Source organism: Xenorhabdus yunnanensis (assembly GCF_028598805.1).
Lineage (GTDB): Bacteria > Pseudomonadota > Gammaproteobacteria > Enterobacterales > Enterobacteriaceae > Xenorhabdus > Xenorhabdus yunnanensis.
On sequence record NZ_JAQRFI010000004.1, the window covers coordinates 99249 to 121756 of the forward strand.

A 22508-nucleotide genomic window follows, 5' to 3' on the forward strand; every position below is an offset into this window, starting at 1 on the left:
TATCAATGAGTTACATGCCAGTTTTTGCTGTGATGCTCCGATTAAGGAGGCTAAAAACAGATAAGAGTTACCATAATTGACTGAAATAAATTCACCAACACTAACACAAGAAATTTGTGACATTTTACAGACAAACGATGGTAATGTAATACCGCTATATTTTTCAATGAGTTATTATTACTGGAGATTATATGATAGATCTATATTATGCCCCAACTCCAAATGGCTATAAAATTACCCACTTTCTCGAAGAAGCCGGTATACCTTACACAATCCACCCCATCAATATCAGCGCTGGAGAGCAGTTCAAACCTGAATTTCTTGCCATTGCACCCAATAACAAGATCCCGGCTATTGTCGATCATCAACCCGTCGACGGAGGTGAACCAATCTCCATCTTCGAATCAGGGGCCATTTTATTTTATCTGGCAAACAAAACAGGCCAGCTATTAAGCAAAGATTTGCGTGAACGTACAGAACAATTGCAATGGCTGTTTTGGCAAGTTGCTGGCTTTGGCCCAATGCTCGGTCAAAATCACCACTTCAATCGCTATGCTCCGGAAGTTGTACCTTACGCCATTAAGCGCTATGTAGAAGAAACAAAACGTTTATACAAGGTGCTAAATACCCGACTGGAAAAAACTGCCTATCTCGGAGGAAACGAATATAGCATCGCGGATATTGCCACTTATCCATGGGCTAAATGCCATGAACACCAAAAAGTCGATTTGCAGGATTATCCCGCGGTTGCAAAATGGTTGGATAAGATCAGTCGACGCCCTGCGACCCAAGCAGCCTATAAGGATGCCTGACTTCGATATATGTAAAAAATTCAGTTAATGGAAAAATATTTCACCAAAAAACTTGATATTGGTAACAAATAGCAGCATATTTCGCTACCACTTAAGCCATCCCTTGTTATAGTCAGTACGCAATTATCTATTTTTGTCGTAGGGGGTGGCTATGCGTATCTTAATTACGGGAGGAACAGGATTGATTGGTCATCGCTTGACCTGCCAATTGCTCTCGCTCTCCCACTCCATCACCATTTTGAGTCGTTCACCACAAAAGGTGTATTCTCTGTTTTCTGATCGCGTTGAATGTTGGGCGACGCTAAATGACCTGCACGATCTGAACGGCTTTGATGCCGTTATCAATCTTGCTGGCGAACCTATTATCAATAAGCGATGGACAGCGAAGCAAAAAGAAATACTTTGTCAAAGCCGCTGGCAACTCACTGAACAGTTGAGTAAGCTAATTAAAGCCAGTAACTCTCCTCCATCTGTATTTATTTCCGGTTCAGCCGTTGGCTATTATGGTGATCAGGGACAATCAGTAGTTACCGAAGATGATTCTCCTCACAATGAGTTTGCCCATCAGCTTTGTGAGCGTTGGGAGCAGATTGCGTTACAAGCCAGAAGCGACAAAACCCGCGTATGCTTGTTACGTACAGGCATTGTGTTGGCCCCAAAAGGTGGTGCACTGCAAAAAATGCTACCACTGTTCCGGTTAGGTTTAGGTGGAGCAATCGGCAATGGCAAGCAATATATGCCGTGGATACACATTGATGATATGGTCAATGGTATCTATTACTTACTGATATCGCCTGAACTACATGGCCCCTTTAATATGACATCTCCTTATCCTGTTCATAATGAATTGTTCAGTTCCGCACTTGCCAGTGTATTACACCGCCCTGCCTTCATACGCATTCCTGAATTTGTATTAAAAATAATGATGGGGGAAGCAGCGGAATTAGTTTTGGGTGGTCAACAAGCCATTCCGAAAAGGCTGGAAGAAGCCGGATTTGGTTTCCGTTACTTTCAACTAGAGGAAGCCTTGCAGGATGTAATAAAGGCAAAAAATAATGTCCTGTAACCTTCTTGCTATACCCTTCGTCTTTCAAGTTGCCTCTTTGTTGGCTGCGCTCACTCACCCCGGTCACATAGTTATCTATGCTCCCGGGGATTCGCTCCCTTGCCGCCGCGACGTATCTTGAAATCCATTGGGTATATTTCTTAATAGACCAATAAAACTATATATCTGACGATTTTTATTATTAAATCATTCAGCCTTGCACTTAGTTTAATTATTTAACTTTATTGTTAAAAAACCAATCAAATAAGCTTCCCTACTTATTTCACCAGAATTATAAGTAATTTTATAAAATCAGAAAAAAGACAAAAAACAGAACAAAGAAACAAAAAATAAATAAACACAATTAAAAATCACACATTATATAAGAAACGTGGTTATTATAACTAATTGATGATAACAATACCGCGAGCAAACAAAAATTATGTCTTTATAACTAAAGGTTATTTATATATTATCATTGTGAAAAAAACCTGCTCCCAAGAGGAGTTAACATGAATATTACTTGCAAGAAAAATAATGTTGGGATATTAAATTTAATCGGAACTACCCCAGTAGTTAATATTCTCACTTCTGTATATCCCGATAGTGATATTAGAATTAAGCTGGAATCTTATAATCCAGGGGGATCTATAAAAGATAGAGTGGCACTGAAAATAATTACTGATGCAGAGTTATCAGGAAAACTCACCCCAGGAGATGAGTTGGTCGAAGCAACCTCAGGAAATACAGGAATAGGAATTGCTTGGATTGGTCACTTAAAAGGGTATAAAGTCACTATAGTAACCCATGACAGGATCAGTAAAGAAAAACTACTTTTACTTAAATACTATGGTGCTAATATAATTATCATGCCATCAGATGCAGGAGCGAATTCAGAAGATAATTATGTTGAAGTTGCAAAAAGATATGCAAATCAAAAAGGTAGATATTTTTGCAACCAATTTTTTAACTATTCAAATGTTATGGCACACTATTCTTCCACTGCGCCAGAACTGTGGCTTCAGGGAGGGCTAAATGCTGATGCTATAGTATGTGGTGTTGGCTCTGGCGGAACATTGATGGGAATACATAAATACTTTCGTGAAAAAGGAAGCCAAGCACGATTTATTGTTGCCGATCCCATTGGTTCTATATATCAACAATATTTTTCAGGTGTAGAATATCACCCCGTGCCTTGGAGTATCGAAGGCATTGGTTCTAACTTTATTCCAGGAATAATAAAAAAAGATGCTGTTGATGATATATATGCAATTTCTGACGAAGAAGCATTCTCCGCCTGTCGCCTCACAAGATATCATGATTCTATTGATATAGGTTTATCTAGTGGGGCTGTTGTAGCCGCCGCTATAAAAGAAATACATAAAAACCCTAAGTGTAAAATAATGTGTATTTCTCCAGATTCAGGTGAACGCTATATATCTAAATTTCAACAACAGGATATTAAAAATGAAAAAAGCAAATGTTGAAGAAAAAATAGCCAGAGATAATGGCACGCCGTTCTATCTATACAGTGAAAATAAAATAATCAAAAATATCAATGAATTAAAAAAGGAATTCAACTCTTCCAATTATGAAATTCTTTATGCAATGAAAGCAAACTCTAATCCTTACATTGTAAAACTGATTTATTCATATGGCATTGGTGTTGATGCATGTTCTATAGAAGAAATAGAGCTTGCATTAAGGTGCAATATTCCCTCTCATAAAATACATTACAATGCGGATTGCCTGACAAAAAATGAAATTGAGTTTGCTTTTCAGAAAAATGTAAATGTGTCCATTGGTTCTCTTGATGCTTTAGATGATATAGAGACATCTTCATTAGAAAAATCGATTACTTTGCGGGTAAATACCGGGATTGGTGCGGGTCACTCAAGTAAAGTTATTACTAATGGTGAGATGTCTAAATTTGGCATATCACCTTCAGAAATCAACCATGCCCAGAAAATTTGTAACTCCAAGAAAATAAAAATCAGCGGCTTGCATTCTCATACTGGATCAGGTGAGATGTCTACAAAAATGTATATTGAGAATGCTGAGTTTTTAATGGAGTTATCGATACAACTTGATTCCCTTTCTCATCTGAATTTTGGCGGTGGTTTCGGTTATGATTATAAATCCTATGAACAATATGATCTCCGTTCAATAAGAAGCTCTTTGGACTCGCTTAGAAAAAATTTTAATATATCCGATAAAACAAAATTCATTATTGAGCCGGGCAGATTCTTTGTTGCAAATGCAGGTAAGCTGGTTGCTAAAGTATGCTCCCTGAAAAGTTTCGGAAATCGAAATTTTATGGGATTAGATACTGGATATAACCATTTTCCTCGGTGTTTCTACTATAATGCATGGCATCACATTGAAAACATCAGCTCCAAAGAAAAGCATATAGAACAATATGATATAGAACAATATGATATAGAAAAATACGATGTTGTAGGAAACCTGTGCCAATCAGGAGATGTATTTACTCGTGAAAGGCCTTTACCAAAAACAAAAAAAGGAGATCTTATTTGCATTAATGATGTTGGTGCTTATGGCTACTCCATGAGTTCAAACTTCAATCTTCGTCGACGCCCTGCTGAATATATTCTGGACAAAAGTGGCTCTATTATACAAATTCGTAGAGCTGAAAATTTTGAAGATCTTTTCTCAACTGGTTTTTTGGATTAAGTAATGAATATTGCCATCTCTAATCTGTTGCCAATACTGATAGCATTTGTTGTCGGATTCAATTTTAATAAGTTTTTTAAGCATAAAAACATAAGGTTAATTGATCTTGTCTCTAACCTATGCCTTTACTCACTATTAATTCTAATGGGGATAACGATTGGCGCAATACCTGGAATTATAAGCAAGCTAACTGATGTTGGTATTAATGCTATAAGTATAGCTTTCGCCTCATCCTTATCTATAGTGATTGTTTTAAAGTTTTTTCATATCAAAACAGCCGGTAATGAAAAAAATAAAGTAACAACCAGTAATAATCAAAAAGATGATTTTGATATCATGGGATATATTAAGGACCCTATCTTACTTGCAAGTCTGGTAATAATAGGTTTCTTTCTTGGTTACTATAAAATAACGCCAGAGATAGATTATGATATAGTCATATCTTTATTGTTATATCTTCTGATATTTGTTATTGCTATGAAACTCTCCTTGTCGGGATTGAGTTTGAAAGAAATATTTTTTAATCGTTACAATATCGTAATGACATTTTTTACTATTGCAGCATCTTATATAGGCGCAGCACTAATTTCTTTTTTTATTCCATTATCTCTTACTCAAAGTTTAGCTGTAAGTTCGGGTTTTGGTTGGTATACCCTGTCAGGTATTCTCTTCACCAAAATGAATGATCCATTGCTAGGCTCTGTTGCTTTCCTGTGTGATTTATTTCGTGAAGTCATTGCATTACTTCTGATACCGACACTTTCGCGTATAGGGAATGGCAATATTGCAATTGGTGTCGCCGGTGCAACCGCAATGGATGTTACCCTTCCTATTATAGAAAAACACTGTGGTATTTCTTACGTTCCCGTTGCATTACTCTCTGGCGGCATCATCACGATTCTTGTGCCATTTCTTATTCCTTTTTTCTATTCGCTTTAATAATCGCTTTAATTTTCGGAGGCTATGATGTTGCAGACAAAAAGACTTTTTGATGATGCTCCTTATGACTGTACGTTTAACGCTAATGTTATCGAGGTTGGTGAAGATTATATTGTTTTAGATAAAACGTTATTTTATCCATTATCAGGAAACCAAAATTACGATACGGGCGAGATCAATGGCATAGCTGTGACTGCTGTTAGTGTTGAAGAGGAACAAAATGAAAGTAACAAACTGTCTTTTACTTCTCCGATAAAGCACTATGTTGATACTTCCGGGTTCGAAGTAGGACAACAGGTTATAGCCTCCATTAATGAAGAAAATCGGCTCAGAACTATGCGCTTACACTCTGCAAGCCATGTTGTTGAATATTTTATGAGGCAAATGAGCCGTTTTTTATCAGTAGAAGGCTCTTTTGTTAATATGGAGAAAGATAGAACTGATTATAAAATGTCAGAAAGTGTTACTGCTGAATTACTCGCTTCCCTTGAAGAGCAAGTCAATAACTTCATTTCCCAAGAAAATGAAATCACCTTTACGGCAGAGGATGGGCTAAGGTATTGGCAATGCCGTAACATAAAAATGTTATGTTGCGGCACCCATGTTTCCAATACTAAAGAAATCGGAAAGGTCAAACTTTCAAGAAAGAACAAAGGAAAAGGGATTAATAGAATAGAAATCACGCTAATGGATTAAATGTTCTTTCATCTAAGATTGCTAAGGCTAAGTGCTATACCCAATGGGTTTAGCACCCTGCCAACGGCTAAATAGATCTTCTGGCAAGTCAATATCGAACTGATCCAGCACACGATTAACCGTCTGGTCGATGATATCCTGAATATGTTCAGGACGATGATAAAATGCGGGAACAGGCGGCATTATCACCGCCCCAATTTCTGCGGCCTGCGTCATTAACCTCAAGTGCCCCAAGTGCAAGGGGGTTTCTCTCACCCCCAGCACTAACTTGCGATTCTCTTTCAGAACAACATCGGCGGCACGGGTAATTAAGCCATCAGTGTAACTATGCACAATACCTGATAGGGTTTTTATCGAACAAGGCAAAATTACCATGCCCAATGTTTTAAAGGACCCAGAGGAAATGGATGCAGCAATATCACGATTGTCATGCACAACATCAGCCAACGCCTGTACATCCCGCAGAGGATAGTCCGTCTCCAATGCCAGAGTCTGCCGGGCTGATTGGCTGATCACCAAATGCGTTTCAATGCCTTCTACTGGCTGCAAAACTTGCAGTAACCTGACACCATAAATCGCACCACTTGCTCCGGTCAGCCCGACAATCAATTTTTTCATGTTTTCCTCTGAGATTCTGGCTATATAGCAGAACCAACATAATACGACATAGCATCTGAATTCAAATGACAAGGTATCATTGCTTATAATGTATTTAGACTACGTCAAGTTATGCTGATTTAGCTATAACTGAATGATAATAAAAATATTATCCTTCATTATATATTTCCAGATTCTCTATTTCGCCCTGCCCAAGCACTTTCATTGCATCGTCTTTACGCAAGTTTTCCAGATAGTCGAGGTAAATCTGGTCAATATCTTTCGTGACATAGATACCATCGAATACGGAGCATTCGAATTTTTCAATATCAGGGTTTTCTTCCCGTACAGCCTGAACAAGATCTTGGAGGTTTTGATATATCAAAGCATCAGCACCAATGATCTGGCGAATTTCATCCACTTCCCGGCCGTGGGCAATCAGCTCATTGGCATTCGGCATATCAATACCATAAACATTCGGAAAGCGAACTTCCGGTGCTGCCGAAGCAAAATAGACTTTCTTGGCTCCTGCTTCACGGGCCAATTCAACAATTTGTTCAGAAGTGGTTCCACGCACAATGGAATCATCCACCAGTAAGACATTTTTACCCCTGAATTCAGCACGATTGGCATTCAGTTTGCGACGAACCGATTTACGTCGTTCATGCTGACCTGGCATGATAAAAGTACGCCCGACGTAACGATTTTTGACAAATCCCTGACGATAGGGTTTATCCAGAATGTGGGCGATTTCCAGTGCGATGTCACAAGATGTTTCCGGTACGGGAATGACGACATCAATGTGCAAATCTTCCCATTCACGGGCAATTTTTTCCCCCAACTTCCTCCCCATCCGCAAACGTGCGTTATATACCGAAACCTTGTCAATAAAGGAATCCGGACGAGCAAGATAAACAAATTCGAACAAACAAGGGGTCAATGAAGGAGTTTCTGCACACTGGCGAGTAAACAATTGCCCGTTTTCAGTGATATAAATTGCCTCACCAGAAGCCACATCACGCAAGAACTCATAACCCAATGTGTCCAGCGCCACACTTTCTGATGCCACCATATATTCATAGCGGCCATCTTCCAGTGTTTTCTTGCCCAACACCAGAGGGCGAATGCCATGTGGATCACGAAAAGCAACCAATCCATGCCCAATAATCATGGCAACACAAGCATAAGCGCCGCGAATTCTTTTGTGCATTTTTGAGACTGCCGAAAAAATATCGTCAGGCGCTAATGGAAAATGTGGAAATTGGGTTAATTCATTAGCAAAAATATTCAGTAGGATTTCAGAATCTGAGGTCGTGTTGACATGACGGCGGGCATTTTCAAACAGCATTTTTTTTAATTCATGTGCGTTTGTCAGATTGCCATTATGCGCCAACGTGATACCAAAAGGAGAATTTACATAAAAAGGTTGCGCTTCGGATGCACTGGAACTGCCCGCCGTAGGATAACGAACATGTCCAATCCCGATGGTTCCCTGTAAACGTAACATGTGCCGTGTTTCAAACACATCTTTGACCAAACCATTAGCCTTACGTAAGCGAAACCCATTGTTACCATCAATAGTTGCAATACCTGCTGCATCTTGTCCACGGTGCTGAAGCACCGTTAATGCATCATAAATCGATTGGTTAACCGGTGTAAAACCGACGATACCGACAATACCGCACATGTAGCCTTTCCTCATCAGCTAAGCGGAGAGCGTTATCTCTCCGGCAGGAAACTCGACGCACTTTGTAGGTAGTCAAAAAACCACCTGATGATTTGACTGAATTGTGGGATCAGTTGTGATTGTTGCCAATCCTGACTTTTGGGAAGTGGCGTGAAAGAGTCCGCAACAAACAGAATAGCAGAGACAATCAAGACACCGCGCAAGGCCCCAAAACAGATCCCCAGAACCCGATCAGTACCTGACAGGCCTGTTCGCTGAACAAGTGAACCAATGACATAGTTTACTATCGCACCAACAATCAGTGTTGCAATGAATAAGATAGCAATCGCTACTCCATTACGTACCAGTTCATCTTCAAGGCGGGTAAAATATGCCGCCAGATAAGTATAGAAACGGCTTGCAACAAAGAAAGCACAGCCCCACGTTATCAGGGAGAGCGCTTCGCGAACAAAACCACGAATCAAGCTAACCAGTGCCGAGAAACCAATGATGGCAATAATCGTATAATCAATCCAGACCATATTTTAATCCAAAAACAGGCTCCCAACATTCAGGTCGGGCGCATTCTAACAGAAAACGAAAACGTTTGCGTAGTAGATTTATCACTCTATTGAAAATAATTTTCGGCAGGTAAATAAACTGCATTCGCTGTGATGGGTCAATCTTTAACTGCTGTCTCCACAATGGAAAATCACCTGTCATATTTAACCCTTTTAAGCTCCATGGTAGAGCTTTTGGTATGATCACAGGAAGCTTTCAGCTCCCCATAAAGCGCCAATCCGATTATGGCTTATAGTTTTTGATCTGTCCTTGTAACCCCGTGATTTTCCTTAATTCGGATAAAACGGATTCCAGTTTTTGCCTTGATGCATTCGGCCCAACATAGATCCGTGTTAGCTGTCCCTGTACCGGAGAAGAAGGAACTGTATATACCTGATGCCCCGAAAGACGCAACTTTGCTACTATCTCGTCAACTTTACCCGCATTTTTTAATGCGCCAAGTTGAACAACATATGCTGTTGCCTGAGGGGCTTGTACTGCTGACTTCGATTTAGTTTCTGGCTGATTTTCAATACGAGGTTCAACTTTAGCTGGTGGTTTAGTTTCCACTTTCCGCTGGGGAGGTACTTCAGGTTTCACCGTTGGCTCAGGCAACACGTCTGTATCTGACTTTTGTTCCTGTAATTGCATCGCTTCCACAGCATTTACAGGCGGTGTAGGCGGCGCGTTTTGTGTCAATGGTGAAATCGAACTAATATCCTCACCATTATCGGATTTTGGCACCAAAGGAACCGAAGCAAATTTACTTTCGTTATATTTCTTATCGCCATCAAAAATTATAGGCAAAACAACCACGCTCAATGCGACAAGAACGAAAGTTCCAACCAAGCGATTTTGAAATTTACTGGCCATCTTCCTTGCCCTCCTCCAGTGTCTCCATGACATGTGCGACAGTATGGAAAGAGCCACAAACCACTATGATATCTTGCACTGATGCGTCTTCTATTGCCTGTCGCCACGCTGTTTCCACGTCGGAGAATGTACGGGCGTGCATAAGATGCCCAGACAATACTTCAGCTGATGCTCCCCTCAGTTCATGTAATGATGCGCAGTACCATTCATCAATCTGTTGAGAAAGACAAGCAAGCGTACCCGCAATATCTTTGTCTCCCAACATGCCAACCACACCACGAATTTTACTGTCTGGTGAACGAGGCCGTTCTGCCAATTTTTGCACCAGATAGCCCGCAGCATGTGAATTATGGGCCACATCCAAAATGATTAGCGGATTTTCCCTGACAATTTGGAAACGTCCCGGTAATTGGGCATTTTTCAGTCCTGCATGGATTGCCTGCTCATTAATGGCTCGGCTGACTTTGTCATCCTGCTGCAACAAGCAGTGGATCACTCCCATCGCAGTCGCTGCATTCGCCAATGGCAGATTGGGTAAAGGCAATTCATTGAATTTTTGATTGCCGCTTAACCAATTCCAGCTATTTTCATTCTGTGAGAAATGCCAATCAACACCACGACGAAAGAGCTTCGCACCCAGTTCATCCACAACATCAGCAATTGAATGAGGCATATCATGTTCCCCCACCACCGCAAAATGCTCACGACGAAAAATACCCGCTTTTTCACGACCAATATGTTCGCGATCAGCTCCCAGCCAATCCGTATGATCCAGTGCAATGCTGGTGATTGCGGCAATATCAGCATCGACGATATTGGTGGCATCCAAACGACCGCCTAACCCGACTTCCAAAATCACAACATCAAGATCAGCTTCTTTAAAAAGCTGTAATGCTGCCAATGTTCCGTATTCAAAATAGGTTAATGAGATATCGCCACGCTGGGCTTCAATCGCTGCGAATACACGACAGAAATCTTGTTCCGTTAGTTCTTTACCCTGAATACGAACTCTTTCGGTATAGCGAACCAAATGTGGGGAACTGTACACACCGACCTTAAGCCCTGCTGCCAGAAAAATAGACTCAAGGGTATGGCAAGTAGTCCCCTTGCCATTGGTGCCTGACACTGTGATGATTTTGGGTGCAGGGTTCAATAAGCCTAATTGGCGACCAAGTTTACCTACACGCTCAAGCCCCATATCAATGGCTTTGGTATGCAGGTTCTCTAAGTAGGAAAGCCACGTCATCAGTGGCGACGTGGCTTGAGGAATTTGCAAAATATCAGACATCTTCTTTATTAGGATTGATGTTTATCTCAGCTTCGACATCAGCAGATTCAATAACAATTTCTTCTACTGACTCCGCTTTTGTGCCCAGCTGCGGCTTGTGGGTCAACATTGCAAGCAGGCTGGCAACTTTATCACGCATTTCTGGACGAGGTACAATCATGTCAATCGCACCTTTCGTCAATAAGAATTCACTGCGCTGGAAACCTTCCGGCAGTTTTTCACGCACGGTTTGTTCAATTACGCGAGGGCCGGCAAAGCCAATCAATGCCTTAGGCTCAGCAATATTGATATCACCAAGCATTCCCAGACTTGCCGTCACGCCACCCATTGTTGGATTGGTCAGAACGCAGATATAAGGCAAACCACGATCTTGCATTTTTGCCAGCGCAGCACTGGTTTTTGCCATTTGCATCAATGACATCAGGGCTTCTTGCATACGTGCCCCACCACTTGAAGTAAAACAGACGAATGGGCAGCTATCTTCCAGAGCTTGCTCAACAGCACGGACAAAACGGGCACCAACAACAGAACCCATTGAGCCGCCCATAAAATTAAATTCAAAGGAGCCTGCCACAACTGGCATATCATGCAGCTTACCTTTCATCACGATCAGCGCATCTTTTTCTTGCGTCTGCTTCTGAGCCGCTGTTAAGCGATCTTTGTATTTTTTGGTATCGCGGAATTTCAGGATATCTTTAGGTTCCAGCTCACTGCCTAATTCTGTGCCAGTGCCTTCATCCAAAAATGAATTCAATCTATTACGGGCTGAAATGCGCATGTGATGGTCACATTTCGGACACACTTCAAGATTACGCTCTAATTCAGCACGATAAAGTACCTGACCACAACTATCGCATTTTGTCCAAACTCCTTCAGGTATGCTTGCCTTACGAGTTTGCATAATTTTGCTTTTATTTAGAATTTTTTCTATCCAGCTCATTAATGAACCTTTCCGTCTGAACCTGGCTGCTGCCAGCTTTTGTTTTACGTGCCATTAAACCATAATGCTATTGCAGTGTGGATAAAAAACTGCTCAAACCTGTTTACGGTTATCTACTTAGCTATCTACTGTTTATCTATCTACTGTTTAGCTATCTACTGCACTACCTGCCGCTTTTTTTGATGCAGCACGGCGATGACGCCAAACTTCTATAACGCCAGGCAGAATAGAAATAAAGATTATCGCAACAATCAATAATTTCAGATTATCCTGTATAATTGGCATATCACCGAATAAATAACCCGCATAAGTGAATAATAGCACCCAAATAAATGCACCGATTACATTATAAGCAGCAAAGTGACGGTAAGACATTTTCCCCATCCCTGCAACAAACGGTGCAAACGTTCTAATAATTGGCACAAACCGAGCCAAAATTATTGCTTTCCCGCCATGTTTTTCATAAAACCCATGAGTCTTATCTAAATAACTACGACGAAAAATTTTTGAATTTGGATTGGTAAATAGTTTCTCACCAAAAATTCTACCGATGGTATAGTTTACAGCATCACCAATAATCGCGGCTGTAATCATCAAGGCTGCCATGATATGTACATTAAGATCATTGGAACCTAACGCAGATAGTGCGCCAGCCACAAATAGCAAGGAATCTCCCGGTAAAAATGGCGTAACCACTAAACCCGTCTCGCAAAATACGATCAGGAATAAAATGCCATATACCCAACTACCATAGTCCCTAACCAATTCCTTTAAGTGAGCATCAATGTGTAAAATAAAATCGACAATGAATTTCGCAAAGTCAACAAAATGAGTCAAAAACTCCATAATATTCCTCGTTATGACCAAACATCCCTGTCATTATTCGAAAATGTCAGATTAAATCACTTTCCAGAAACTAAATCATTTCCCAGAAATAGTGGCCCCATAATGGGTTCAGGTAAACCAAAACACGCAGGATAATCCACCGCAACTAAATATAAACCCTCGGATTTAGCTGTTGCTGCCGCTTTTGTCCTGTCTTTTAGTGCTAATAATTCAGCCATCCAGCCAATGTCCTGATTGCCGCAGCCAATCTCCAGCAAACTGCCAACAATATTACGTACCATGTGATGAACGAAGGCATTCGCCTTAATGTCCACGACAATATAATGCCCGTGCCGACTAACATTAATATGCATCATATTGCGCCACGGTGAATTGGACTGGCACTGCACCGCTCTGAAGGAAGTGAAATCATTTTCTCCCAACAAGCTCTGCGCCGCTTCATGCATTTTTTGCTCATCCAATGGATAATGAAAATGCGTGACACCCTGCGCCAATACCGCTGGACGATAGCGATGATTGAAAATTACATAACGATAACGGCGAGCTGTTGCACTGAAACGAGCATGAAATTCATCATCCACCGTTTTGATCCAACGTACCGCAATAGCTGGAGGTAAATAAGTATTTACTCCCATTGTCCATGCAGCATCTTTACGTTGTGCCGAGGTTTCAAAATGGACTACCTGCCCGGTCGCGTGTACTCCTGCATCCGTTCTACCCGCACAGAAAACTGAAATTGGCTCATTAGCTACTTTCGACAGGGCTTTTTCCAAACATTCCTGTACACTTTTCACTTCTTGCTGACGCTGCCAACCATAATATCGACTGCCGTCATATTCAATCCCCAGTGCAATTTTCACTTTCTTTGCCTCTGGCACAGACTGACTCAGCTCTGTATCAGACATTAGTAAAATTGCTCCTGCATCAGTTTTTCTGCGATTTCAATCGCCATTAATGCGCCCCCAAAACGGATATTATCGGCAACCGACCAAAATTGCAGCATTTCTGGCATACCGTAATCATTGCGCAGACAACCTATGCTTAAAACATCACTACCTGAAGCATCAGTTACCTGAGTCGGATAATCACTCTCTTCTGAGACCCGAATTTCTTCAAGACGTTCAAATTCACCGCGAGCTTCTTCTATGCCAACCGGACGCAGTGTTTCTACACTCACCATCTGTCCAATGCCATAGAAAACGGAAGACTGGACACAGCTTACGGAAACCGGCAACCCTTCATCCTGCAATATTCTGCGAACTTGATCGACAATACGACGTTCTTCACGCACCGTACCTTCTGCATCGGGCAATAAAGGCAGTAAGTTAAAAGCCAATTGTTTGTTGAAAAATCCTTCATCCGGCGGAATGCCATTTAATAAACGAGCACTCTGCCCTGCCAGTTCATCAATGGCTGCTTTGCCATGGACGGAAACTGGCAATATATTGGTCAAATGTAAACGGGCAATTCCAGCCGCATCGATCAATGGCTTAATGGCAGTCAGAACCTGACTTGTTGAACTATCTGCCACAGCAATGATGTTACGGTTACGATATTCAGCCAATGCGTATGGGTTAACGCCAGGAACAACCAAAGGCACATCTGGCTCTGCCGCAAACAAGCCACTGCTATCGATCACCAGGCAACCAGATTCTGTTGCTTTTTCAATATGCTGTGCTGTTATTTCCATCGTCGCAGCAAAAAAAGCGAGTTGTACTTGTGACCAGTCAAATTCTGCCACATCACGAACAGTAATGTTTTTTCCGTTAAAACGCTGAATCTTTCCGATACTTTGTTCACTGGCAAGAAGATGCAGTTCACCAACCGGAAATTGACGTTCCTGTAATAACGCCAATATCGCTTCACCTACTGCGCCTGTTGCACCCAAAAGCGCAATATTCCAACCTTCTGACATGTTGGTTTTCTCCACATCTCTTATTTTGCTGACAGGCAGAGCTCTGCCTGTATTAAATTACTTTTGCATTAAATCCAATTCTGGACAGTAATTGAGCGCTTTCTTCTGAATCACAATGCACAATCAAGGAAGACCATTCCCGACGTTCTGGATAGTGCTTGCGTAACTGATCAAAAGCGCCCTTCTGATCCGCAACCTGACGTAAAGGTGCATCATCACGGCGCACATCATACACTAAATGCATCAAACGCTTGAGGACGCTTTGTGTCACTTCTCCCTGCACCGTAACCTGACTAAAATCAGGTGTTGACAATAGATCAGTTAACTCCGTCTTGCGAGGTTGTCCCAAGAACTCACAATAAGCCTCAAAAACCTGAGTTGTACCACGAGCTTTACCTTCCAGGGTATAACCAGCAATATGAGGAGTACCAATATCAACTAAAGCCAACAGGGGTAAAGAAAGGTTAGGCTCTGGTTCCCAAACATCAAGCACTACACGTAATTTTTTCCCATTTTGCAATACGGAAAGTAATGCTTGATTATCAACCACTTCACCGCGGCTGGCATTAATTAAAATTCGGTTGTCCGGTAATGCAGAAAGTAATTCTGCATCAGCCAAATGATAGGTCTGATATGGACCAGATTGATTAAGAGGTGTATGAAAAGTCAGAATATCCGCTTCTTTCACCAATTTTTCTAAAGGCCAAAACTCCCCTTCATCACCACAATCTGCGCGGGGAGGATCGCACAGTAAAGTCTTCACGCCCAAAGCGGCCAGTCGGACAGCCAAGCGCCCGCCGACATTGCCGACACCGACAATACCGACGGTTTTATCTTTGAGTTGAAACTGATCTTGCTCAGCCAATAGCATCAGCGCCGAAAAGACATATTCAACCACGGCAATTGCGTTACACCCGGGAGCGGCGGAAAAGCCAATCTCTGCCTGAGACAACCACTGCTGATCAACATGATCCATTCCCGCAGTGGCAGTTCCCACAAATTTCACCGAACTGCCTTGCAACAAGGATTCATTGACTTTAGTGACAGATCGAACCATAAAGGCATCAGCATCTTCCAAAACTCCCTCGGGTACCGGACGACCGGGAATTGCCTGTACTTCGCCCAATTGCTGAAAGAGTTGTTCAGCATAAGGCATATTTTCATCAACCAGAATTTTCACTTTTCTCATCCAACGGCTTAAATGGGCGTAATTTGCTATTCTGCCACTTTATCCGCATAAAACCTATATACCTTCATCTTTCAAATTGCCTCTTTGTTGGCTAATTATCAATGTATATAATAAATTGGCCACTGCTAAAATAAATGAACGATACACTTACATAAATAATCTAGCTCAATGAAGAATTTATTGTTCCCCCTCGTCGCTGTACTGATCTGGTCAATCAATGCAGTTGTCAGTAAAGCGGCAGCTACCCTTATTGAACCTGCGGCAATTGCATTCTATCGATGGTTCATTGCCTTTCTGGTTTTGACGCCTTTTATCTTATTATCGGTTCTGAAGCAGCGGAAAATTGTTGCTCAATATTGGTGGAAATTATTGGTTCTGGGATCTCTGGGCATGGTGCTTAATCAAAGCCTGGCGTATTACGCAGCCCATACTGTCAGTGCAACAATCATAGGAATTTTCACTTCATTAATACCATTATTAACCGTTATTATCAGCATCTTTGCCTTGCGGGTTGCCTCTACTGTTGGGATCACTCTTGGTACGGCTCTGTCTGTATTCGGCCTTATGTGGCTGGTCAGCAAAGGCGATCCCTCTTCCTTATTGCAACATGGCATGGGCATCGGAGAAGTGATGATGTTTATCGCAGCAGCTTCTTACGCCTTGTATGGGGTTTTAACAAAACGCTGGGCAATTCCATTACCTAACTGGCAATCACTTTATGTACAAATTGGGTTTGGCGTTTTATTGCTTCTGCCCAATTTCATAATGACCGACAATATTCAGTTAACGACTGATAATATTTCCCTCGTTCTATTTGCCGGCATTCCCGCTTCAATTATTGCCCCCTATTTATGGATACAGGGTGTCGTTCGCATTGGCGCAAACATGACTTCTATTTTTATGAATCTGGCTCCCGTATTTACTGCCATCATTGCTATCTTGGTTCTCCATGAAGAAATGCACAGTTATCACTTGATCGGAGGCAGCATTGTTCTGGCTGGTGTGATACTCGCACAACAGTTACGCATCCCGCTTACTCGCGGGAAGTCTGAATACAATTCTCACCAGTAACCCACCTAATACTTCACTGGGTAAAAGCTGGAGGATGGCATCGTGATAGAGGCTGATTTCTTTAACAATGGTCAGCCCTAATCCTGCCCCCTCCAGCCCTGCCGCATTATCCAAACGGTTAAACGCCATGAACGATTGATGGATATCTTCTTGAGCGATACCCGGCCCTGAATCATCGATCTCAAGGCAACTGTAATTTTTATCCGACATGATGTTAACCCTTCCCGTCACCATTCCCATTTGAGGGGTATATTTGATGGCATTGTCCAGTAAATTGGCACACATTTCAGTCAACAACAGAGGATCACCTTTGATCCACAAGGCATCTTCACCTTCATAGCCTAAGTCAATATGTTTACTTTCTGCTTGCTGTAAACGGGAAAAGCAGGCTTGTTGCAATAGCTCCACGATATTGACTGGCTGATAGTTTTGTATTGCTTCTTTTTCATGCACTTTAAGCTGTGAAAGTTGTAATAAGCGATCAGTCAATAAGATCATGTTATCCAAGCTCTTATCAATCGCCATCAGTATGTTATCCCTCTGCTCTTGATTATAATCACCACGTGCTACAGCAACCTGCGTTTTCAATACAGCTAAAGGGGTTCTCAATTGATGAGAAGCGTCCGCGCTGAACCGATCTTGGCGTCCAACCATTAATTTCAACCTTTCGATATATCGGTTAATTGATTGAAGCAATGGGGAAAGTTCAGACCACGGTAAAATATTTGGCAATGGTGTTAGATCATTAGCAGAACGGCGGGCCATAATGCCTGAAAGTTTTCGCAACGGTTTAAGCAATAGCTTGAGCAGGATATAAGCAAGGAGCAATGTCAGTAATACGACAGCTCCCTGATTAACCAACGAAGAGAGCAGTAATTGGCGAGCCATATATTGGCGGGAAATTACCGTTTCAGCCACCAATATCAATGTCATCCCCATGATGCCATCCTCATTGATAGGCTGATACAGCCCAACTACACGTATCGGATGTCCCTGATACTCTGCATCATAAAAATAAGCCAATGCCGTATACAAAGGTGAACGCTGGATATTCTGCGGTATTCGAGGAAGATCATCATAACCAGAAATCGTCTTTCCTTCCGGTGAGATAACTTGGTAGTACAAGCGCTCATTCGTATTTCGCTCGAAGTTGTCCAAAACAACATAAGGTACATCGACGATCAAGTTCTGATTCTGGACAGTCAGACGTTCAGCGACTGTTCTTGCTGATGCAAGCAGCGTTCTATCATAAGCCAACATTGCCGCATTGCTCACACTGATATACTGGCTATAAACAGAAGCACAGCCCAGTAACAGTAGTGGTACACCAAAAAACAGCAACAATTGGTGGAATAATGATCTCGGTATTTTCAGGTATTTCGTATTTTCAAACATTTAGTATTTTCAAATAATTCTTACTTTCAAACAGTTAATTACGTCAACCGCTCCAGTCGATACCCCAACCCACGCAATGTTTTGATCCCGACATCACTATTAAGTAATTTTTCCGCAATCGATGAACATACAGCTCTATGCTTTGTGGATTCGCTTCATCCGATAGAGAAAATACCTGCTCAAACAGTTGTTGCTTAGAGACCTGACGCCCCCGACGATGAAATAATGCTGTTAAAACAGATAATTCTCTGGGCGTCAGAACCAACGGTACATTATTCAATATGAAATAACCTTCGCCTTCATAAGCCAATGAACCGAATTTCTGTGTTTCTTGTGGTATAGCTGTACCACGACGCAATAATGCGCGAATACGGGCTTCCAGCTCCTGAAAATCAAAAGGCTTGGTCAGGTAATCATCAGCACCAGAATTCAACCCCCTCACACGATCCGCAACGTCTGTTTTGGCGGTCAATAACAATACGGGTAAGTTTTGATCACGTTTACGCAAGCGGGCTAACAGAGACAACCCATCCAATCTGGGTAAAGCAACATCCAGAATCAATAAAGCATAATTTTCAGTCTGCAAAAGCTGATCTGCCACAATACCATCTTCAGCCAGATCAACCACAAACCCAGAATTATTCAATGCCTTCTGTAACCAATGTGATAATTCTGGATGATCTTCAACCAATAAGAGACGCATGAATAATACCTATTGTTGAAATAATATTGTTGAAATAAACCAGAGGAATAAAGCGGAGATATTGCACAATTGCAATGTTAAGATTCAGCAATTGTTTACGGGTTAACAAAAAACAAAATTGAAAATAATTTATTAACACAATCATGTGAAGCTCAGCGCAAATTAAGCGATTAAAGTCACATCCAGATAATTTTTATTGTTAATGAAAGGTAATTGAAAGGTTTCACTTCTATAAATAGACATGCGCCAGAAATTTGTCATTCATATCCTTTACTGGCGCTATGTGAGGAATCAACATGAAAACTTTCAAAACATTATTAACCGCTGCAAGCCTGCTTATTTGTACCTGCGCTTTTGCAACTTCAGCCCCTAATAGAACTGAATGTATTGCTCCTGCCAAACCCGGTGGTGGTTTCGATTTAACCTGTAAACTCGTCCAGATTTCACTATTGGAAACCAAAACCATAGACTCTCCCATGCGGGTGACATTTATGCCCGGAGGTGTCGGTGCAGTTGCTTACAATGCCATCATTGCCCAACGACCTGCTGAACCCGGTACTATCGTCGCCTTTTCCGGAGGTTCTTTATTGAATCTTGCGCAAGGAAAATTTGGTCGCTACAACGTAAATGATGTGCGCTGGCTGGCTAGTGTCGGTACGGACTACGGCATGATTGCTGTGCGCCATGACTCCCCTTACAAAACCCTGACAGATTTGATGGATGCTTTTAAAAAAGCGCCCGATAGCATTGTGTTTGGTGCAGGTGCTTCCATCGGCAGTCAAGACTGGATGAAAACAGCATTACTGGCAAAAGAGGTTGGTATTGATCCCCGCAAAATGCGCTATGTCGCGTTCGAAGGTGGCGGCGAACCTATCACTGCTCTGTTGGGTAATCATATTCAAGTCGTATCCGGTGATTTGAGTGAAACTTTGCCTTATATCAATGGCGATAAAATCCGCATACTCGCTGTTTATGCAGATCACCGCCTAGGCGGTGATCTGGCAAATATTCCAACAGCAAAAGAACAGGGCTATAACCTCGTCTGGCCAGTCATTCGTGGTTTTTATATGGGGCCAAAAGTTTCTGATGAACAATATCAATGGTGGGTGGATACTTTTAAAAAACTCCAACAATCTGATGAATTCAAAAAACAACGTGAACTACGCGGATTATTTGAATTCAACATGACTGGCAAAGAGTTAGATGACTATGTAAAAAAACAAGCTATTCAATACCATGAGATAGCCAAATCCTTTGGTTTAGCAAAATAACAGGGAGGCATCATGAGCGATCGTATCTTTGCTACTGTATGGCTAGTGCTATGTGGGATAGGGCTGGTCATTGGATGGGGAATCCATAGCGAATACAGCTATGAGCCTCTGGGTCCCCGCCCATTTCCAATCACTATTATTTCATTAATGGTGCTGTGTGCTTCACTGTTGCTATTGAAAAAACCTGATGCCGTCCACTGGCCGACACCACAAGTATTACGTCGCTTACTTTTGTTGATTGCTTCTCTAGCCATTTATGCATGGTCATTTGAGTGGCTGGGTTTTCCATTAGCAACCACATTATTGACTATCTGTGTGGCATTACTTTTTAACGCCACACTCCTTGCAGCGATTATTTCTGGTGTATTTCTCGGTAGTTCACTCTTTTTTGCTTTTGATCGTCTGTTAGATGTCACTTTGCCAATTGGCAGTTGGCTCAGTTAAGGAGATAACGATGGATACTTGGGTATATCTGAGCCAAGGTTTTGAAGTCGCATTAGTACCCAAAAACTTGCTCATTGCACTAATTGGTTGTTTTATTGGTACTGTTGTTGGATTATTGCCCGGCCTTGGCCCCATAAATGGGGTAGCAATCTTGCTACCACTGGCTTTTGCACTGAAATTGCCTGCCGAATCTGCCTTAATTCTACTGGCAACCGTTTACATTGGTTGCGAATATGGCGGCCGTATATCTTCGATCTTACTGAATGTACCGGGAGATGCGGCAGCGATCATGACAACCCTTGATGGTTATCCAATGGCAAAACAGGGGCGGGCAGGCGTAGCTCTCTCTATTTCGGCCGTTAGTTCATTTTGTGGTTCACTTTTAGCCATCACTGGAATTATTTTGTTTGCTCCCCTTCTTGCAGAATGGTCTTTGGCATTTGGACCCGCTGAGTATTTTGCATTGATGGTTTTTGCTATTGCTTGCCTCGGCAGCATGATGAGTCAAAATCCCATAAAATCACTATTCGCAGCCTTAATTGGTCTGGGCTTGGCAACTGTCGGTGTAGACTCCAATACCGGTGTTTATCGTTTCACCTTCAATAACGTACACCTCTCCGATGGTATTCAATTTATCGTTGTTGTTATCGGGCTGTTTTCAGTCAGTGAAATATTATTGATGCTGGAAAGTACTTCAGCAGGTCAAAAAATAATAAAGAAAACAGGGCGCTTACTATTCAATAGAAAAGAAGCGGCAACTTGCGTGGGGCCAACTTTACGTTCTTCAGTCATTGGGTTTTTCGTGGGAATACTACCCGGCGCAGGAGCTACAATCGCCAGTGCAATCACATACATGACAGAAAAACGACTCAGTGGTAACAGTGATTCATTTGGCAAAGGCGATATCCGTGGTGTAGCTGCACCAGAAGCCGCTAATAACGCATCAGCTTGTGGTTCATTCATTCCCATGCTGACTCTCGGTGTACCCGGCTCAGGTACAACAGCTGTGATGATAGGGGCTTTGACACTTTATAATATTACTCCCGGCCCTACCATGTTCACAGAACAACCTGATATCGTTTGGGGGCTTGTTGCAGCTTTGTTGATTGCCAATGTGTTATTACTGATTATGAATATCCCGATGATTGGGCTATTTACCCGTATGTTGAGTATTCCAACGTGGTTTCTGGTTCCTTCAATAGCCATTATTTCTGCAGTCGGAGTATATGCCGTCCACAGTACCACGTTTGATCTTATGTTAATGGTCGGGTTAGGTGTTTTCGGTTACATACTCCGAAAAATGAATTTCCCAATGTCACCACTGATTTTGGGTTTCGTCTTAGGAGAGATGCTGGAACAAAACCTACGACGGGCATTATCAATCAGCAATGGAAATTTTGAGATCTTGTGGAGTAGTACGATTGCTCAAGTTTTGCTGGTTCTGGCAATAATGGTGATTGTTGTCCCGCCCGTTTTACGCATCATTAATAAACGCCGCAATCAACAACGTAGTAAAGTCATCGTGCCCTAATTAAATAAAGTAACCAATCCACCCAATCAATG

At 41.9% G+C, this 22508-nt stretch carries 21 protein-coding genes and 1 pseudogene; 10 read left to right on the forward strand and 12 right to left on the reverse strand.

Annotated features, from left to right (window positions below; all coding sequences use genetic code 11):
• Positions 1–191 precede the first annotated feature (191 nt).
• The 6 genes from PSI23_RS02940 (at position 192) to PSI23_RS02965 (ending at position 6186) form a co-directional block, all read left to right on the forward strand.
• The gene (locus PSI23_RS02940; RefSeq protein ID WP_273553670.1) at positions 192–812 is read left to right on the forward strand and encodes a glutathione binding-like protein; all 621 of its coding nucleotides are present in this window, start codon (positions 192–194) and stop codon (positions 810–812) included.
• Positions 813–963: 151 nt separating this feature from the next.
• Positions 964–1878, forward strand: coding sequence for a TIGR01777 family oxidoreductase (locus tag PSI23_RS02945; RefSeq protein WP_273553671.1), 915 nt, complete (start codon positions 964–966; stop codon positions 1876–1878).
• A 491-nt stretch (positions 1879–2369) separates the two neighbouring features.
• Positions 2370–3344, forward strand: a complete 975-nt coding sequence (locus PSI23_RS02950) for a PLP-dependent cysteine synthase family protein (protein WP_273553672.1) — start codon at positions 2370–2372, stop codon at positions 3342–3344.
• Positions 3325–4551, forward strand: a complete 1227-nt coding sequence (lysA, locus tag PSI23_RS02955; protein WP_273553673.1) for a diaminopimelate decarboxylase — start codon at positions 3325–3327, stop codon at positions 4549–4551. The genes PSI23_RS02950 and lysA overlap by 20 nt, the downstream gene beginning before the upstream one ends.
• A 3-nt stretch (positions 4552–4554) precedes the next feature.
• Entirely contained in the window at positions 4555–5490 is a 936-nt protein-coding gene (locus PSI23_RS02960; RefSeq protein WP_273553674.1) for a LysO family transporter, read from the forward strand.
• Positions 5491–5514: 24 nt separating this feature from the next.
• Positions 5515–6186, forward strand: a complete 672-nt coding sequence (locus tag PSI23_RS02965) for an alanine--tRNA ligase-related protein (RefSeq protein WP_273553675.1) — start codon at positions 5515–5517, stop codon at positions 6184–6186.
• A 27-nt stretch (positions 6187–6213) separates the two neighbouring features.
• Here PSI23_RS02965 and PSI23_RS02970 read toward each other — a convergent pair whose 3' ends face one another.
• The 10 genes from PSI23_RS02970 to pdxB all read right to left on the reverse strand — a co-directional run bounded on the left by PSI23_RS02970 (position 6214) and on the right by pdxB (position 16052).
• Positions 6214–6804, reverse strand: a complete 591-nt coding sequence (locus PSI23_RS02970) for a UbiX family flavin prenyltransferase (protein ID WP_273553676.1) — start codon at positions 6802–6804, stop codon at positions 6214–6216.
• A 148-nt stretch (positions 6805–6952) separates the two neighbouring features.
• Positions 6953–8470 carry an amidophosphoribosyltransferase gene (purF, locus tag PSI23_RS02975; RefSeq protein ID WP_273553677.1) on the reverse strand — a complete coding sequence of 506 codons (1518 nt, stop codon included), beginning with the start codon at positions 8468–8470 and terminating at the stop codon, positions 6953–6955.
• A gap of 32 nt (positions 8471–8502) precedes the next feature.
• Complete coding sequence (cvpA, locus tag PSI23_RS02980; protein ID WP_273553678.1) at positions 8503–8991, reverse strand: colicin V production protein; 489 nt, start codon at positions 8989–8991, stop codon at positions 8503–8505.
• Between the two features lie 262 nt (positions 8992–9253).
• A complete protein-coding gene (gene dedD, locus PSI23_RS02985; protein ID WP_273553679.1) occupies positions 9254–9883 on the reverse strand; it encodes a cell division protein DedD in 630 nt (209 codons plus the stop codon).
• A complete protein-coding gene (gene folC / locus PSI23_RS02990; RefSeq protein ID WP_273553680.1) occupies positions 9873–11171 on the reverse strand; it encodes a bifunctional tetrahydrofolate synthase/dihydrofolate synthase in 1299 nt (432 codons plus the stop codon). The genes dedD and folC overlap by 11 nt, the downstream gene beginning before the upstream one ends.
• Positions 11164–12111, reverse strand: coding sequence for an acetyl-CoA carboxylase, carboxyltransferase subunit beta (accD, locus tag PSI23_RS02995; protein ID WP_273553681.1), 948 nt, complete (start codon positions 12109–12111; stop codon positions 11164–11166). The genes folC and accD overlap by 8 nt, the downstream gene beginning before the upstream one ends.
• Before the next feature lie 147 nt (positions 12112–12258).
• Positions 12259–12957 (reverse strand): DedA family protein, encoded by a 699-nt coding sequence (locus PSI23_RS03000; protein ID WP_273553682.1) that lies wholly within the window; start codon positions 12955–12957, stop codon positions 12259–12261.
• A 56-nt stretch (positions 12958–13013) separates the two neighbouring features.
• Complete coding sequence (truA, locus tag PSI23_RS03005) at positions 13014–13862, reverse strand: tRNA pseudouridine(38-40) synthase TruA (protein WP_273553683.1); 849 nt, start codon at positions 13860–13862, stop codon at positions 13014–13016.
• Positions 13862–14872, reverse strand: a complete 1011-nt coding sequence (locus tag PSI23_RS03010) for an aspartate-semialdehyde dehydrogenase (protein ID WP_273553684.1) — start codon at positions 14870–14872, stop codon at positions 13862–13864. Before PSI23_RS03010 ends, truA begins: the two co-directional genes overlap by 1 nt.
• A 52-nt stretch (positions 14873–14924) precedes the next feature.
• Positions 14925–16052: a 4-phosphoerythronate dehydrogenase PdxB gene (gene pdxB / locus PSI23_RS03015; RefSeq protein WP_273553685.1), complete on the reverse strand. Its 1128-nt coding sequence runs from the start codon at positions 16050–16052 to the stop codon at positions 14925–14927.
• 177 nt (positions 16053–16229) lie between these two features.
• Here pdxB and PSI23_RS03020 point away from each other — a divergent pair, with 177 nt between their 5' ends.
• Positions 16230–17132, forward strand: a complete 903-nt coding sequence (locus PSI23_RS03020; protein ID WP_273553686.1) for a DMT family transporter — start codon at positions 16230–16232, stop codon at positions 17130–17132.
• On the opposite strand, the gene PSI23_RS03025 is transcribed toward PSI23_RS03020, so the two are convergent.
• Positions 17082–18527, reverse strand: a complete 1446-nt coding sequence (locus PSI23_RS03025; RefSeq protein WP_273553687.1) for a sensor histidine kinase — start codon at positions 18525–18527, stop codon at positions 17082–17084. The genes PSI23_RS03020 and PSI23_RS03025 overlap by 51 nt on opposite strands.
• A gap of 38 nt (positions 18528–18565) precedes the next feature.
• Positions 18566–19230, reverse strand: a pseudogene (tctD, locus tag PSI23_RS03030) (transcriptional regulator TctD).
• A gap of 296 nt (positions 19231–19526) precedes the next feature.
• Here tctD and PSI23_RS03035 point away from each other — a divergent pair.
• From PSI23_RS03035 to PSI23_RS03045, 3 genes are read left to right on the forward strand one after another with little or no spacing between them, the layout of a single operon-like run.
• Positions 19527–20501, forward strand: coding sequence for a Bug family tripartite tricarboxylate transporter substrate binding protein (locus PSI23_RS03035; RefSeq protein WP_273553688.1), 975 nt, complete (start codon positions 19527–19529; stop codon positions 20499–20501).
• 12 nt (positions 20502–20513) lie between these two features.
• Positions 20514–20945 carry a tripartite tricarboxylate transporter TctB family protein gene (locus PSI23_RS03040; RefSeq protein WP_273553689.1) on the forward strand — a complete coding sequence of 144 codons (432 nt, stop codon included), beginning with the start codon at positions 20514–20516 and terminating at the stop codon, positions 20943–20945.
• A gap of 10 nt (positions 20946–20955) precedes the next feature.
• Positions 20956–22476: a tripartite tricarboxylate transporter permease gene (locus PSI23_RS03045; RefSeq protein ID WP_273553690.1), complete on the forward strand. Its 1521-nt coding sequence runs from the start codon at positions 20956–20958 to the stop codon at positions 22474–22476.
• Positions 22477–22508: the final 32 nt, after the last annotated feature.